At 49.3% G+C, this 14,148-nt stretch carries 13 protein-coding genes, 1 tRNA gene and 1 pseudogene; 7 read left to right on the top strand and 8 right to left on the bottom strand.

The genetic code is table 11. The annotated features are described in order from the left end of the window. Positions 1-29: 29 nt before the first annotated feature. From B152_RS0110805 to wrbA, 3 genes are all read left to right on the top strand, one after another. Complete coding sequence (locus B152_RS0110805; protein WP_020592434.1) at positions 30-884, top strand: pirin family protein; 855 nt, start codon at positions 30-32, stop codon at positions 882-884. Positions 885-928: 44 nt separating this feature from the next. Next, positions 929-1,558, top strand: coding sequence for an isochorismate family cysteine hydrolase YcaC (ycaC, locus tag B152_RS0110800; protein WP_020592433.1), 630 nt, complete (start codon positions 929-931; stop codon positions 1,556-1,558). Between the two features lie 125 nt (positions 1,559-1,683). Then, positions 1,684-2,283, top strand: a complete 600-nt coding sequence (gene wrbA / locus B152_RS0110795; protein WP_020592432.1) for an NAD(P)H:quinone oxidoreductase — start codon at positions 1,684-1,686, stop codon at positions 2,281-2,283. Positions 2,284-2,452: 169 nt separating this feature from the next. Here the strand turns inward: wrbA and B152_RS23340 are convergent, their stop codons facing one another. The 3 genes from B152_RS23340 to B152_RS0110780 form a co-directional block, all read right to left on the bottom strand. Further along, positions 2,453-3,139 carry a 5-formyltetrahydrofolate cyclo-ligase gene (locus B152_RS23340; protein ID WP_157231039.1) on the bottom strand — a complete coding sequence of 229 codons (687 nt, stop codon included), beginning with the start codon at positions 3,137-3,139 and terminating at the stop codon, positions 2,453-2,455. Between the two features lie 260 nt (positions 3,140-3,399). After that, a complete protein-coding gene (locus B152_RS0110785; RefSeq protein ID WP_020592430.1) occupies positions 3,400-4,428 on the bottom strand; it encodes a DmpA family aminopeptidase in 1,029 nt (342 codons plus the stop codon). An 84-nt stretch (positions 4,429-4,512) separates the two neighbouring features. Then, positions 4,513-4,935, bottom strand: a complete 423-nt coding sequence (locus B152_RS0110780) for a VOC family protein (RefSeq protein ID WP_020592429.1) — start codon at positions 4,933-4,935, stop codon at positions 4,513-4,515. A gap of 351 nt (positions 4,936-5,286) precedes the next feature. Here B152_RS0110780 and B152_RS0110775 point away from each other — a divergent pair, with 351 nt between their 5' ends. The 3 genes from B152_RS0110775 (at position 5,287) to B152_RS0110765 (ending at position 6,978) form a co-directional block, all read left to right on the top strand. Next, the gene (locus B152_RS0110775) at positions 5,287-5,718 is read left to right on the top strand and encodes a carboxymuconolactone decarboxylase family protein (RefSeq protein WP_020592428.1); all 432 of its coding nucleotides are present in this window, start codon (positions 5,287-5,289) and stop codon (positions 5,716-5,718) included. 1 nt (position 5,719) lies between these two features. After that, on the top strand, positions 5,720-6,631 hold the full coding sequence (sigJ, locus tag B152_RS0110770) for an RNA polymerase sigma factor SigJ (protein WP_020592427.1): 912 nt from the start codon (positions 5,720-5,722) through the stop codon (positions 6,629-6,631). Positions 6,632-6,750: 119 nt separating this feature from the next. After that, positions 6,751-6,978, top strand: coding sequence for an amphi-Trp domain-containing protein (locus B152_RS0110765; RefSeq protein ID WP_020592426.1), 228 nt, complete (start codon positions 6,751-6,753; stop codon positions 6,976-6,978). A gap of 78 nt (positions 6,979-7,056) precedes the next feature. Here B152_RS0110765 and B152_RS0110760 read toward each other — a convergent pair whose 3' ends face one another. Beyond that, on the bottom strand, positions 7,057-7,488 hold the full coding sequence (locus tag B152_RS0110760) for a hypothetical protein (RefSeq protein ID WP_020592425.1): 432 nt from the start codon (positions 7,486-7,488) through the stop codon (positions 7,057-7,059). A 170-nt stretch (positions 7,489-7,658) separates the two neighbouring features. Further along, positions 7,659-9,839 carry an OsmC domain/YcaO domain-containing protein gene (locus B152_RS0110755; RefSeq protein WP_020592424.1) on the bottom strand — a complete coding sequence of 727 codons (2,181 nt, stop codon included), beginning with the start codon at positions 9,837-9,839 and terminating at the stop codon, positions 7,659-7,661. Positions 9,840-10,027: 188 nt separating this feature from the next. Between B152_RS0110755 and B152_RS23335 the strand changes: the two are divergent. Further along, positions 10,028-10,162 (top strand): annotated as a pseudogene (locus B152_RS23335) (transposase); the annotation flags it as partial. A gap of 22 nt (positions 10,163-10,184) precedes the next feature. Here the strand turns inward: B152_RS23335 and B152_RS24770 are convergent. The 3 genes from B152_RS24770 to B152_RS0110735 all read right to left on the bottom strand — a co-directional run bounded on the left by B152_RS24770 (position 10,185) and on the right by B152_RS0110735 (position 13,993). Then, positions 10,185-11,021 carry a class I SAM-dependent methyltransferase gene (locus B152_RS24770; RefSeq protein ID WP_020592422.1) on the bottom strand — a complete coding sequence of 279 codons (837 nt, stop codon included), beginning with the start codon at positions 11,019-11,021 and terminating at the stop codon, positions 10,185-10,187. Between the two features lie 251 nt (positions 11,022-11,272). Beyond that, entirely contained in the window at positions 11,273-13,687 is a 2,415-nt protein-coding gene (locus tag B152_RS23325; protein ID WP_020592421.1) for a response regulator, read from the bottom strand. Positions 13,688-13,916: 229 nt separating this feature from the next. Then, positions 13,917-13,993 (bottom strand) — tRNA-Met (locus tag B152_RS0110735). Positions 13,994-14,148: the final 155 nt, after the last annotated feature.

The following is a 14,148-nucleotide window of genomic DNA, read 5'->3' as shown; positions in this document are numbered from 1 at the left end:
CAAACACCTTTATTGATGGAACAAATGTCATGAAGAAAATTGAACAGATACTGCGCAGTAACGGCTCTCATTGGGTTGGTGACGGCTTTCCCGTCAGATCGCTTTTCAGCTATCAGGGTGATACCAAAGCCACCAGTCCCTTCCTGCTTTTTGACTATGCCGGACCGCATGTATTTGAACCCAACATCCGGAGCCCACGGGGGGTGGAACAGCATCCGCATCGCGGGTTTGAAACGGTAACAATTGTCTATGAGGGGGAAGTCAGCCACAGGGACAGCAGTGGTGGCGGAGGAACCATAAGCCGGGGAGATGTCCAGTGGATGACCGCCGGGAGCGGCATATTGCATGAAGAGTTTCACTCGGAGAACTTTTCCAAATCGGGCGGGCCTTTCCAAATGGTCCAACTCTGGATCAATCTGCCCGCAAAGGACAAAAGTGCTCCCCCTGCGTATCAGGCCATCGTCAGCAGCCAAATTCCTGTTGTCGAGCTCGAACAGGGAAGCGCACGTATAATCGCGGGGACATTCAAGGGGACAGAAGGAGCTGCACAGACCTTCACCCCCATCAACCTCTGGGATATCCGCCTCGAAACACAGGCAAATATTACCCTGGATCTCCCCCAAGATCACAATGTGATGATTGCCGTCCTTTCCGGCACCATCACAGTCGATGGGAAAAGCGTCACTTCAGCTGAAATTGCCCGGTTGTCGACCAACGGTAGCGACGTAACCATCTGTACTGAAAGAGATTCTACGTTGCTTGTCATGACCGGAGAGCCTATAGCAGAGCCCGTCGTTGGTTATGGCCCTTTTGTCATGAACAGCGAAGCTGAAATTCGCGAGGCAATCAACGATTTTAACAGTGGCCGCTTTGGCAATTTTTAACACTCAAAACCTATTTACTCCAACCACAACAGAGAATTGATAAAATGACAAAATCTTACACAAAACTTGATAAAAACAATGCTGCCGTACTTTTGGTTGATCACCAGACCGGTTTGCTTTCTCTTGTCCGTGACTTTGATCCGGACAAGTTCAAGAACAATGTTCTGGCCCTTGCAGATCTCGCAAAATACTTCGAGCTCCCAACCATCCTGACAACAAGCTTTGAAGACGGCCCGAATGGCCCGCTTTTGCCTGAACTGAAAGCGACATTTCCTGATGCCCCCTTTATTGCGCGTCCAGGCCAAATCAACGCATGGGATAACGAAGACTTCATCAAGGCAATTAAAGCCACAGGAAAAAAACAGCTTATTATTGCCGGTGTTGTCACGGAAGTCTGCGTCGCCTTTCCAGCTCTTTCAGCAATCGAAGAAGGCTTCGATGTCTTTGTGGTGACAGATGCTTCGGGAACATTCAACGAAGTAACCCGCGACGCAGCCTGGAATCGTATGACCCAGGCTGGTGCCCAATTGATGAGTTGGTTCGCTGTTGCCTGCGAACTGCACCGCGATTGGCGTAATGACGTTGAAGGGCTCGGCACTCTTTTTGCCAATCACATCCCCGATTACGCAAATCTGATTACCGGTTACAACACCGTCAACAGCAAAACAAAGTAAATCAAGCAGAGCTCTCATCCAACAAGGACATATGAATTCCCTTACAAAGAGAGAGCTCTCGCCGCCTTGCGGTTATTTGCTACCGCTTCTTCTCACATTATCAGACCCAAAGCAGGACACTTAAAATGGCAAAAATTCTTGTATTATACCATTCCACTTATGGCCACATTGAACAGATGGCAGAAGCCGTGGCGGAAGGTGCGAGATCAGCAGGAGCCACAGTGGACATCAAACGAGTTCCGGAAACGGTTCCCCAGGAAATCGCCCAGAAAAGTGGATATAAGCTGGATCAGAAAGCCCCCATTGCCACAGTAGCCGAGCTGGAAAATTACGACGGCATCATCATCGGTGCAGGCACACGCTTTGGCCGTATGCCCTCACAAATGGCAAGCTTTCTGGATCAGGCTGGCGGATTGTGGCTGCGCGGTGCGCTCAATGGCAAGGTTGGTGGTGCTTTCACTTCCACCGCCACGCAGCATGGTGGGCAGGAAACAACCCTGTTTTCCATGATCACCAACCTTCTGCATTTCGGCCTGACAATTGTGGGGCTCGATTACGGCTATGCCGGGCAGATGAACAAAGATGAGATCGTTGGCGGCGCGCCCTACGGTGCAACGACCATTGCCGGAGGCGATGGAAGCCGACAGCCCAGCCAGATTGACCTTGATGGTGCTCGCTACCAGGGGCGCCGGATTGCCGAAGTCACTGTCAAACTGTTCGATTGATATAGCTTAAAATCCCGTTCGGCACTCCAGAACACATTCTGACCAGGCTTGATCCTGTCTCTGTTATTTTAAGGGATAGGATCAAGCCCTTCAGGCAAGCAGCCCAACTGAACAAATGTAAATGTGGTTTGTGAATACCCGCAGACAAAAATTTCTATAGCTGGCTTCCTTACCTTTCCTTTTTTGCTACCAAAGGCACTCTTCCCTGCTCTGTAATCACACTATCCATGGGAATATCGTGCCATTGAGGGAAAATTGTCGGAATGGCTGCAGATTGGTATCCAACCCCGATAACCCGAACTGGCTTGGTTATGCCTGCAAGTGTCCGGTCATAAAACCCGCCTCCATACCCCAAACGATAACCCGAGGGATCAAAACCGATCAGGGGCGCAATAACCACATCAGGAACAACAACCGGTGCGGTTTCTTGCGGGACAGGGATATTCCAGACACCGCGGGTCATCGGTGTTTCCTGCGACCAGGCCCGGAAGAACAAGGGTTTTCCGAGGGACACAACAACAGGCAAGGCACAGACCCCGCCCAGCGCTGCCAGGCTTTTCATAAAGGGATGAAGATTAGGCTCTCCTTTAAAGGGCCAGTAACAGCTGATAACCAGTCCCTTAACATCGCCGATGGCCTCTTCCAGGTGAGCTGTGATCTGCTTGTTTGACTGACGCCGGATATCCGGGGGAATAGCCAACCGCTGCTTAATCAGCTGCTCGCGTTCTGCCTTTCGCCAGCGCTTTACATCCCGTTCCTGCTCTGGATCTTTTTGGTTTTCAGGAAAACCTGAAAAGGTCGGGTCAAGCTCGTGCATCAAGCAAGGCGGAGAAGCAAAGCCCTGTTCACTTTTCATGCTGTCCTGTTTATCCATAGACCTTCGCATTTGAGATCCGGATTTTCTCCCTTGATCATCAGCCATGACTGTCCTCACCTCGCAATCCATAACAGGCATTTAATATCTCTGTTATCAATTGCCGCCGTCAAGGGACCTCCCCAGCGCAAATTCAAATTGTCTGATAGGAACAGCAGGCTTACTTTATCAGCCAGAGGGAAAACAGCACAACTCTCTGGCTTTGTTACCTTGTTACGGGCCAATTTTATATTGGGCTTAGATTATAACCGTCGCTCATAGACTTCCCGAAAGGCAGGCGCCTTATGTCCGTTCCGCCCAAGAACAGTCGAGCTGTGCCACAGGCCGTTAAGAATGGCATTTTCTGCACTTTCTACCGTGGCATAAAATACTGCATTCATATCGTTTTCATTAAAAGCTGGCAGCTGTTTTACCGCAGATTTTTCATCATGATCCAGCGTTGCAGCCGTTGAAAAGGCCAGGGCGATATCACCACTCTGGTTGCCCAGAACACTTCCCAACCGCCCGAGCGCCGCACCGCTCCTTCGACAAAGGCGCCCGAGCTGACGGCTATCAAGAGGGGCATCCGTGGCAAAGACCAGAATGATAGAGCCCTTGTCTTCTCCTCCGCTCTCGGTTCTGTTCAGCTCGAACTGCTCCCCGCAAACCCGCAGATCCTCCCGGACACCAAAGTTGGACAGCACCAGACATCCAAGAGTAAAGGTCGTTCCATCACCACAGATGATCTGTCGCGAAGCCGACCCGATGCCCCCGGCAAAGCCGAAGGTTTTCATCCCTGCTCCGGCCCCGACAGTTCCCTGCTCAAAGTCCCCGGCTGTATTGTGCAGGGCCATCTTCACCATATCCGTCGTCACAGGCATTTGCTGAATGTCATTGAGCCAGCCATCGTTGCACTCCATCACAACGGGATTGACCGTGGCTGTTTCCCGACCAATATCCGGGTTCTCTGAGATAGCCTGACGGATCAGGGCTTCAATCCCGGCACTGACAGCAAAGGTGTTCGTCAGAATAATTGGTGTCTCGATCTGCCCCAGCTCGGCAAGCTGGACCAGTCCGGCAGACTTGCCAAAACCGTTAAGAACAGCCACTCCTGCCCGAACCTTATCCCGATAGATATTTCCTCCATGTGGGCAAATCGCCGTCACGCCGCTGTGGATTTCTCCCTCATGGCAGGTTACCTGCCCGACCGTAACACCGGGAACATCACATAGCGTATTTTTTGCCCCCGAAGGCAGACGCCACCATCCTTCTTTTCCCGGAAACCCTGGCATCTCAATTCCTTTTGCTTATTCACGTTGCGGTTCTCGTTTCGGAAGAGGCAAACGACCTTATACAGAATTGTTCCCCTGCAGTCTCTATACTGCAAACTTGACGTGACCGTCTTCATCAATCGGCCATGCCGGATTCCAGGCAATTTCCCATGAATGGCCATCCGGATCTGAAACGTATCCGCGAAACCCGCCTTGGGGTGGCGTGTCCGCCTCTCGTATGATCTGGCCTCCGGCTTCGGCGAGACGATCCATTACCGCTTGCACATCATTCTTTTCTGGGACGTTATGAGCAACAGCATAGGCGCCACATCCAGAAGTCATCTCTCTCCCGGTATCTGCTGCCAATGAGCCTTTGTCCCACAGACCAAGAACAAAGCCGTTCATCTGAAAGAAAATGATTTCCTCATTTTCAAAGACAGCTTTCCAGCCAAAACCGACTTCATAGAACTTGCGGGAACGGATCAAACTCTCGACACCAAGAGTAATAACAGAGATTTGTTGTTGCATGGGCTCATACCTTTCGCGTGCTGGTACAGAGTGCACCCGCTTCACGTCAGGGGACCGGCAAATCAGGCCGATCGGAACTTCTCAGCAAAGAAGCGATCAGACGAACCAAGTGCTGACCTAACCATTTAAGACACTCCGAACTGTAAGGCAGTTCATTTCTGTGAGCAAGTTGCCTGATCGAGAACAGGGCAACTTCGTTTCAGTCACCGCGCTGCCACGAGTACGTTCTTGCAGAGGAGTTGCTCAATATTGACGATTATTGGGATTTTTTTCTCTTAAGGCGTCACAAATGTATCAGCAGGATCGTCATAAGTGTATAGACACACGATTTCTGTAACTCTGGAGAAAAAAATGAACCCGATGCAAGCAGTCAAGTACGAACAGGAAATTCCCGATGTTCTGGAGTCCCTCTTATCCGTACATACGGTGATGGACAGTCACGGCTTTGACCGCACACTCCACCATCTTGTACAGCTGCGCGCTTCCCAGATAAACCGTTGCAGTTTCTGTATCAAGATGCACACCAAAGAGGCCCGGGATGACGGCGAGACCAACACCCGGCTGGATCGCCTGATTGTCTGGGACAAGGTCAATGATTTCAGCCAGAGGGAACGCGCAGCCCTGCGCTGGACCGAGGTCCTGACCACCATGGATCACAGCGCGGATCTCGGGAAATTACGCGCAGAGTTAAGAGAGCACTTTAGTGAAAAGGAAATCGGAATCCTCACAGGAACGATTGCCATGATCAACCTTTGGAACCGGGTCCAAATATCGAGAGACTGACATGCTGCAACACGACAACACAGATATTTTTGAAACCTGCCGCCCCCGTCTTTTGGGGTTAGCTTATCGAATTCTGGGTTCTCGTGCCGATGCGGAAGACGCGGTACAGGATACCTTTATCAAATGGCAAAATTACCAGCAGAAGGTGGCTCATAAGAAAATAGACAATCCTTCGGCCTGGTTGATGACCGCCTGTACCCGTCGCAGCATCGATCTGCTTCGCTCCGCCCACCGCGCCCGGGTCGACTATGTCGGCTCCTGGCTCCCGGAGCCCCTGCACATGACAACAAACCATGAAACAGCCCACGAAACTGACAGTCAACTGCAGCTTGCCTCAAGCCTGAGCACAGCTTTTATGCTGATGCTTGAACGCCTGACCCCAAAAGAACGCGCCGCTTATCTGCTGCACGATATCTTCGATCTTTCCTATGGCGAGATATCCAGCATGCTGGCGCTTCAGGAAGCCACCTGCCGTAAACTTGTCTCCCGCGCCAAGGGACAGATCGACAAGAATAAAGTCAGAAGCCGCACCCCTGTCGAGCGTCAGGAGAAACTCCTTTCCGCTTTTCAACAGGCAATCACGACTGGGACAGCCACTCAACTGGCAACATTGCTTTCTGACGATATCCGTCTCAGTACTGATGGCGGTGGCAAGGTCCAGGCTCTGCTTGAAACACTTCATGGCAAAGGCAATGTCATTTCCTTTCTGGCGGAGCGTCTCTATGTCTGGTGGGCCAGCTATGATTGGGTCACAGCCGAGATTAACGGCACGCGCGGGTTTTTCCTGCAAAAAGACAGCGAGATTCTGGCAGGAGTTACCTTTGCCTACAGCGAGAGCGGCGACGTAACCGATATCTACATTATGCGTAACCCGGACAAGCTCCGGCACATGCCCCCGGAAAATGTTCACTAGACGATCTTCTCATCGGACAGGGAAAACACAGCCCCCCTTGCTTCACAGAGATGATCCGGTAAAGATTGCCCCTGCACTTTTTACGACACACACAAAAGTACCCAAACAAGGATCCGTACATGGCAAACAAGCCCGAAAGAGATATCGAGAAAACCTATCCCCTGGAAGATTTCATCGCAAAGTTGCGCCGTCTGGCGGATTCACTGGAACAAAACAAGAGCTTTGAAATTCAGATTGCGGGCGAGCGTATCTATGTCCCGGTTCGGGCGATCTATAACATCGAACATGAACGTGGAGACGGCGAAGAGGAAATTGAATTCCAGATCAAATGGAACACCGCGAAGTAAGCGTGGCCTGTTCCTTCTCCCTTTGATAAAAGTCTCCCCCAGGAAGCGACAAGAAGTTTTTTTCAAAACACTTAAAATCTATGGATATGCCTTCTGCATATGCGCAAAGATAAAATCTTCTGCTTCCTGGTAACTGCTGGTCGCGAACAGTTCCCCGGCCAGCTCTGATACTTCAACGTTAACATTGGCCAGTGTGGTTATCTTTTTGTACTCATCATCCAGAGTAACCGTCGCCCCATAAAATAACTCAATCCCGGCCTCAACCAGCATATCGTCGAAATAACGCATATCATCAAGGGTTAGAGTGTTTTCGTACCCTCTTCTGTTATCAAGAATACAAAAATAATTCTTCGACTTATTCAAAGCCAGAGTTTGCTGATAAAGCGGAATGCGCTCTACCCTTCCCATATTCCCCGTCATCTCGATCCGATGCAGGAACTCACCTGCGCATTCAAATGTTTCAAATATACAGCAGGACAGTATTTGTTTTTCCTGAAAATTTAAGTTCATTTTATAAGACCTTGCGAACCATCAATCGTAATCCAAGGATCACAAAACTAAATTCATCTCTTCATAACAGTAAAAGAGAATATATTTAGAGAATTCAAAATGCAGTCTGCAAATTTAGGCAACAATCTACATCAGATGTTTTTACTGGTGGGGACAGCCACATCATCCCTCTATTTGTTCCGGGCTTGTATTTCCCGGGCCTTATGCAGTTTTTTATAGCTCTCAATCAATCTCAGATGTTTATCTAGTCCCTCGAGCTTCATGCTCGTCTTTGTCAGGCCAGGGAACTGGACATCCCCCGTCACCGCCCCCACCACATCGTTCATGACTGCAGGGCCAAACATTCTGGTGAGGTTTGGTACATAGTCATCAATATCCAGTTCATCATCCAGTGTAATATCAAGCACCGCATCCATTGCTCGATAAAACAAAACACGCGCCACTGTATTTTCATTAAAATTCAGGAAGTCGCCTACAGCTTCTTTCGCTTCTTCGTATTGTTTCAGGGCCAAGTAAATCAGTATCTTTAACTCACCAACATCCAGCTTGCCCCAAACGGTATTTTCATCGAATTCGATCCCGATTAAATTTGCTATGACTGTATAGGGATCCAGCTCGAACTCTTCAAAACGCTCAAGCAGGCCTTCAAGCTGCGCATCCGATAAGGAATGGATGTTTAATATGTCTTCCCTGAACATCAGGGCTTTATTGGTATTGTCCCAAATCAGATCCTCTACCGGATAAACCTCAGAATAATCAGGCACCAGTATCCTGCAGGCCGTACCGCCAAAATCGTCATAGGTCGCGATATAAACCTCTTTTCCAAGACCTGCGAGGATCTCCATCAGACACTCGTTTTCTTCCTCCGTCGTGCCGCTGAAATCCCATTCACAAAACTCAAAATCCTGTTTTGCGCTGAAAAACTTCCAGGATATGACCCCAGTTGAATCAATAAAATGCTCAACAAAATTCCCCGGTTCAGTCACCGCAGGACTGTTGAACGTCGGGGGTGGCACATCATTCAGGCCTTCAAAACTGCGTCCCTGTAAGAGCTCGGTGAGGGAGCGTTCCAACGCCACTTCAAAACTGGGATGCGCTCCGAAGGACGCAAAAACGCCGCCAGTTTTCGGGTTCATCAAGGTCACAGACATAACAGGGAACTTGCCGCCCAAAGACGCATCTTTAACGACAATGGGAAAGCCCTTGTTTTCCAGCTCCTCAATACCAGCTAATACACGGGGATATTTTGCCAGGATTTCTTTTGGTACATCTGGAAGAACAATTTCTTGTTCGATAATTTGCCGTTTGATCGCGCGCTCAAATATTTCCGACAGGCACTGTACCTTTGCTTCATACAAAGTATTGCCGGCACTCATGCCGTTGCTGACAAACAGATTTTCGATCAGGTTGGACGGGAAATAGACCGTTTTCTGATCCGAGCTGCGCGTAAAGGGCAAGGCACAGATCCCGCGTTCGATTTGCCCAGAATTTGTATCGATTAAATGAGATGCCCTTAGTTCGCCATCCGGATTATAGAGTTCCAAGCATCTTTCATCCATCAATCCCTCTGGCAAGGCATCATCAGCACCTGCTTTGAACCATTTTTCATTAGGGTAATGGACAAATTCCCTGTTCGCGATTTCTTCACCGAAATAATGATCATTATAAAAGAAATTACAGCTCATCCGCTCAATGTATTCGCCCAGAGCCGAACAGAGCGCACTTTCCCTTGTCGCGCCCTTCCCGTTGGTAAAGCACATCGGGGACGCCGCATCGCGGATATGAAGCGACCATACATTTGGAACAATGTTCCGCCAGGACGCAATCTCGATTTTGATGCCAATATCTGACAGAATAGACGTCATATTGGCAATCGTCTGTTCCAGGGGCAGGTCTTTGCCCAGAACCACCGTATGGCCGCTGCCCTCATACGACTGGAGCAGGGGCACGTCATTCAAGTCATCGACAAGATCAATGATAAATTCAGGTTCTTGCTGGATAACCTTTTTTACCGTGCAGCGATCAGCTGATCTTAAAATACCTTCCCGGTCACGTTCCGATATACCGGCGGGCAGTTCGACCTGAATTTTAAAGGTTTGATTATACCTGTTGTCCGGATCGATAATATTATTTTGCGAAACCCTGATATCATCTGTCGGGATATCCCGCGATACGCAATATAACTTTACAAAATACGCGGCGCAAAGCGCGGAAGAGGCTAAAAAATAATCAAACGGACTCGGCGCGGTGCCATCACCCTTATAGCGAATAGGCTGGTCGGTCGTGATCGTAAAATCGTCGAACTTGGCCTCAAGCCGAAGGTTGTCCAAAAAATTTACAGTAATTTCCATGGGACTATATCTTTCTCGAAAACCTGCTTCAAAGAATCGGCAAGGGGTAAATACCAGTATCAGGCTGCCTGTGTACTAGAAAAATCGATAAATTACGAATGTCTTCTACCCAGCTTCCAGATAATGATCTGCGCTCCGAAAACCCCTCCATTTAAATGGAGCGTGCTGCCAGTTGCTGGAGACAGAGGCTGCGTAAATCCCGCTTTAGCGAAGAACAAATCATAGAGATTTTAAAGGAACAGGAATCTGGTTCAAAAACAGCCGATCTATGCCGCATTCACGGAATTCATTCAGCAACGTTTTACAAATACAAAGCCAAATTTGAACAAGGATCTCTGAAATGAATCACGCGGGAGGTAACAACCCCTCGTTCCGCATCAACTTTTCCAATTTTATACCACTAAAGCCAAAAGATTTTTTGTAATTTTCGTATTCCTTCACCTGTTCACGCGAAGGCTTGCTATTTCTTGTCGCAGCAATAAGGGTGTTCTTTTGTGTGTGCTCAGTTGAGATGAAATCGATAACGTCCACCTGATACCCTTGTGATCTGAGAAGCATCGCGCGGCTATTGTCCGTGATAATGTCAGCTTGTTTTTGCAGGAATAACCCGTGCGAAATAAATTTCCTGCTTTGGGCGTCGCTTTTTTGAAGATCCTTTAAAACCTCATTTTGGCAGCAAGGCGCGCAAACGATCAACTTGGATTTCGATTTAATTCCGTAAAACAGTGCATCATCTGTCGCCGTGTCACAGGCGTGCAACGCAATGATTGCATCATAGTAGCCTTCAAAAAAATCCTCTGCTTTCATGTTGTGAAATGCAAGGTTACTAAAGCCACACACTTCGGCTGCATCGTTGCAAAGATTTACCATCTCTGGCCTTGTATCGACGCCATCGGTTTTTGGATTGAGACCTGCCTCAGCAAGCTGATCATAGATTGCGAAAGTCAGGTAGCCTTTGCCCGATCCGATGTCCAAGACTTTTACCCGCTTTTGCTTTATCGCTTGTGTCCGTTCAATCCTCTCCATGAAGATTTCTGTAAACCTGCAGATCTGCCTGTACTTGTTGTACATGCTCGGTTTGATTTCTCCGGCAGTGTTAGAAACAGCCAGGGCTTTTAAAAACGCACTTTCCTTGCGGATCCTGTAATTTTTATCACGGTTATGGGGTCTTTGCTCTGTCATTTTCTCAGTCCATCATTTCGGCTTGTCATCTTTTAAGCTTTCTGGGTGTTTGATCCCACGGTTTGATGGTGCGATCCTTTCGAAGGAAGGAAGCATTATGAGACAAATTCGTCACGGGTGCATCACCCCGGGTCAAGGTGATGTATTTAGCGTATAAGGAATGATTATTCCCTTATGATCCCTTATTTATCTCATTGCCTTTAAAATAGTTCCGCACGTTTATGAGGCAAGGTCTTTTTGCGTTAGAATCATCAGCTCAATACGCCTATAGCCCCTAAAGGCGTTTCCTCCGAAGGGAGCCATTTGAGGACGACTTCATTCAACGTCTGCATTCGTATGGGCTTGGCGATGAAATCATCCATTCCTGCTTCCATACATGCTTTCCGGTCTTGCTCAAGCACGTGAGCGGTGGAGCCAATGATCGACACCCGAGCAAGAGAAGTTTCTTCCTCGATTCTTCTTATTTCCCGCGTTGCCATAAGACCATCCATTACGGGCATGGAAACATCCATCAGGATGAGCACTGGTGGGTGCCTCAGATAGGCGTCCACGGCCTCACGACCGTTTTCGACCATGACGACCTCATATTCCACATTTGCAAGATAGGCTTCGAGCACACGTTGATTGACGACATTATCTTCGGCAACCAAAATATAGGGACCGTTCTGTCTACCCTCGTCGGGCTCAACGCGTTCGGTGGTGTTGAGCGAATGCTCTACAGTTTTCAATCGCTCAATCGAACTCTCACTCAGTACGCCCAATATTGTGTCCATAAGGTGGGCCGCCCGGATTGGTTTCGTCACCCAAGCCGCATATCGTTCAGCGCATTCCTCATCCGGCTGTTTTTCGACATCGACAGAGGACAACATTACGCAGAGCAGGGTTTTGAAACGTTCATCCTGCTGAATGCGCCTGGTGAGTTCGTCGCCGTTTTCTTCCGGCATATGATAATCTGTCAGCAACAAATCAAACATGGCACCGCGCATATGGGACTGTTCTAGCGCCGTGAATGCCTCACGCGCCGAGGCGACGATCGTCGCCTCAATCCCCTTCCCAGCAAGAATTTCCTGGAGAAGCCTCCGATTCACATAGTTGTCGTCCACGGCGAGAACACGGAGATCACTGAAAACGTCGGGATCAGCGACAGCTAATGCCGTTACCTTATCGTCCACGGGCAAGTGCAGCTTTACCCAGAACGTCGATCCCTTTTCCAGAACGCTACGCACCCCGATCGAGCCTTCCATTAGCTCGACGAGTTCCTTTGATATGGCCAGCCCCAACCCTGTACCCTCGTAACGCCGTGAGCGAGAGGTATCAGCCTGTTCGAATTTTTCAAAGATATGATCGACCTGTTCTTCCGCAATGCCGATACCCGTATCTTCCACCTCAATGAGGAAGGAAACACCCCCGGCGTCTCTCTCCCCCTCCACATTCACAAAAACATGCCCATATTTGGTGAACTTGACCGCATTGCCGATCAGATTTGCCAGTACCTGCCGTATTCGACCTTCGTCGCCGACGACCCCTCCGGGAAGTGTCGGCGAATAACGCACAATGAGCTCCATGTCTTGTGCGGACGCATGCGCCTGCATGGTTGCGACAACTTCTTCGACCATGCGCCGCAAATTGAAGCAAGAGGGGCTAAGCCTCATCTTGCCTGCTTCCAGCTTGGAGAAATCGAGTATGTCGTTTAATACCCTCATGAGGCCGTTTGCGGACGAAAGAACAAGATGGGCGTATTCTCGCTGGTTTTTGTCAAGGTTGGTATTCATCAGTACCTCGGTCATGCCGATAATACCGTTCATCGGTGTCCGAATTTCGTGACTCATGTTGGCAAGAAAGTCCGACTTCGACTTCGCAGATGCCTCGGCCCGGACGAGCGCCGCTTCAAGCTGGGTGTTCAATACTTTCAGCTTGTCTGCGTCTTTGGCCTTTTGATGGACGAGTCGATTGTCGAATGCGAGAACGACCAGACCAATAAGGGCCATCATGATCGAAACAGCGATGACACCGACCGTTACTGTCGTCTTCTCGATAATTAAAACCGATGTATCTATCATCATCGTCGGTACAAGGGTCAAAGCGGTCATACCGGTGAAGTGCATCAAAACGATCGCCAGGAAGAGTAAAACCGGCGCAGCTGCGTTGAGCAGCCCATTGTTCTCGCGGCAAAGCGCCCAGAACATGGCGGTGCTGAACAGGATCGACAGCACAACGGAGGCGCTGATATAAGCCACATCCCAACTCAACGTCGCACCGACGCTATAGGCCGCCATGCCGACATAATGAAGGGCAGAAATAGCGGTCCCCAAGAGAACGCCGCCGGCAACAATCCGAATATGCCGTTTCGAGAACACCATAACCGAATAGGCGGCGGCGGAAAAAGCCACACCGATAAGCCCCGAACCAAGCGTTAAAAAACCGTCAATGCCTCGCTCAATCTGGTATTCATAAGCCAGCATGGCGATAAAATGAGTGGCCCAGACACCAGCACCGGTCACAAGAGACGTGCCGCCCAGCCAACTCCATTTTCTTAAACCCTCGCTTGTCTCTGCGCGACGGAACATCGCCGTTGCGACAAAACTGATCAACGAACACACAAGCGCCGCAACGAGGACGAGCCGCCAGTCATGCTGGACGGTGATGCAACCTATTACCTTTAACATACACAACCTTCGTGGATGATAGTGCCCTGATTAACACCCTGCTTATCTTTCAATACTTAATTTTGCTTTAATTCTCAATTGCCAAAGTTTTCTGGCAAACGCCGTTTATCGGCAGCGAGTCTTTATCCAGCTGTTCTCTTCACCTTCCTCCCCCCTTTTCCCTTTCTCAGACACACGCCCAAGCACAAAAAAACGCCTTAGCTATTTCTAGCTAAGGCGTTGATATTATTGGTTGCGGGGGTAGGATTTGAACCTACGACCTTCAGGTTATGAGCCTGACGAGCTACCGGGCTGCTCCACCCCGCGTCAAGGTGGTGTTTTTTTTATAAGGGTTTTGTCCCTTATGGTCCCGTTTTCTGTCTGAGTTTATTGCATAGATATAGGCTTTGCCTGTTATTTATGCAACGTGTCATCAGGAGAATTATTCGACCCAAATGCTAAGGCATTTATGGAGAATATTT

It is taken from the genome of Kiloniella laminariae DSM 19542 (assembly GCF_000374005.1).
Classification (GTDB): Bacteria; Pseudomonadota; Alphaproteobacteria; order Kiloniellales; family Kiloniellaceae; genus Kiloniella; species Kiloniella laminariae.
Note: the sequence above shows the minus strand (reverse complement) of the source record. Positions and strands in the feature narration are given on the sequence as shown.

Bases quoted from the DNA above. Each gene is read 5' to 3' on its own strand.
- B152_RS0110765 (WP_020592426.1), top strand. From the start codon at position 6,751: ATGGCAAACAAGCCCGAAAGAGATATCGAGAAAACCTATCCCCTGGAA.
- B152_RS23325 (WP_020592421.1), bottom strand. From the start codon at position 13,687: ATGTTAAAGGTAATAGGTTGCATCACCGTCCAGCATGACTGGCGGCTC.
- ycaC (WP_020592433.1), top strand. From the start codon at position 929: ATGACAAAATCTTACACAAAACTTGATAAAAACAATGCTGCCGTACTT.
- B152_RS0110755 (WP_020592424.1), bottom strand. From the start codon at position 9,839: ATGGAAATTACTGTAAATTTTTTGGACAACCTTCGGCTTGAGGCCAAG.
- B152_RS0110805 (WP_020592434.1), top strand. From the start codon at position 30: ATGAAGAAAATTGAACAGATACTGCGCAGTAACGGCTCTCATTGGGTT.
- B152_RS24770 (WP_020592422.1), bottom strand. From the start codon at position 11,021: ATGACAGAGCAAAGACCCCATAACCGTGATAAAAATTACAGGATCCGC.
- B152_RS0110760 (WP_020592425.1), bottom strand. From the start codon at position 7,488: ATGAACTTAAATTTTCAGGAAAAACAAATACTGTCCTGCTGTATATTT.
- B152_RS0110785 (WP_020592430.1), bottom strand. From the start codon at position 4,428: ATGCCAGGGTTTCCGGGAAAAGAAGGATGGTGGCGTCTGCCTTCGGGG.
- sigJ (WP_020592427.1), top strand. From the start codon at position 5,720: ATGCTGCAACACGACAACACAGATATTTTTGAAACCTGCCGCCCCCGT.
- wrbA (WP_020592432.1), top strand. From the start codon at position 1,684: ATGGCAAAAATTCTTGTATTATACCATTCCACTTATGGCCACATTGAA.
- B152_RS23340 (WP_157231039.1), bottom strand. From the start codon at position 3,139: ATGAAAAGTGAACAGGGCTTTGCTTCTCCGCCTTGCTTGATGCACGAG.
- B152_RS0110775 (WP_020592428.1), top strand. From the start codon at position 5,287: ATGAACCCGATGCAAGCAGTCAAGTACGAACAGGAAATTCCCGATGTT.
- B152_RS0110780 (WP_020592429.1), bottom strand. From the start codon at position 4,935: ATGCAACAACAAATCTCTGTTATTACTCTTGGTGTCGAGAGTTTGATC.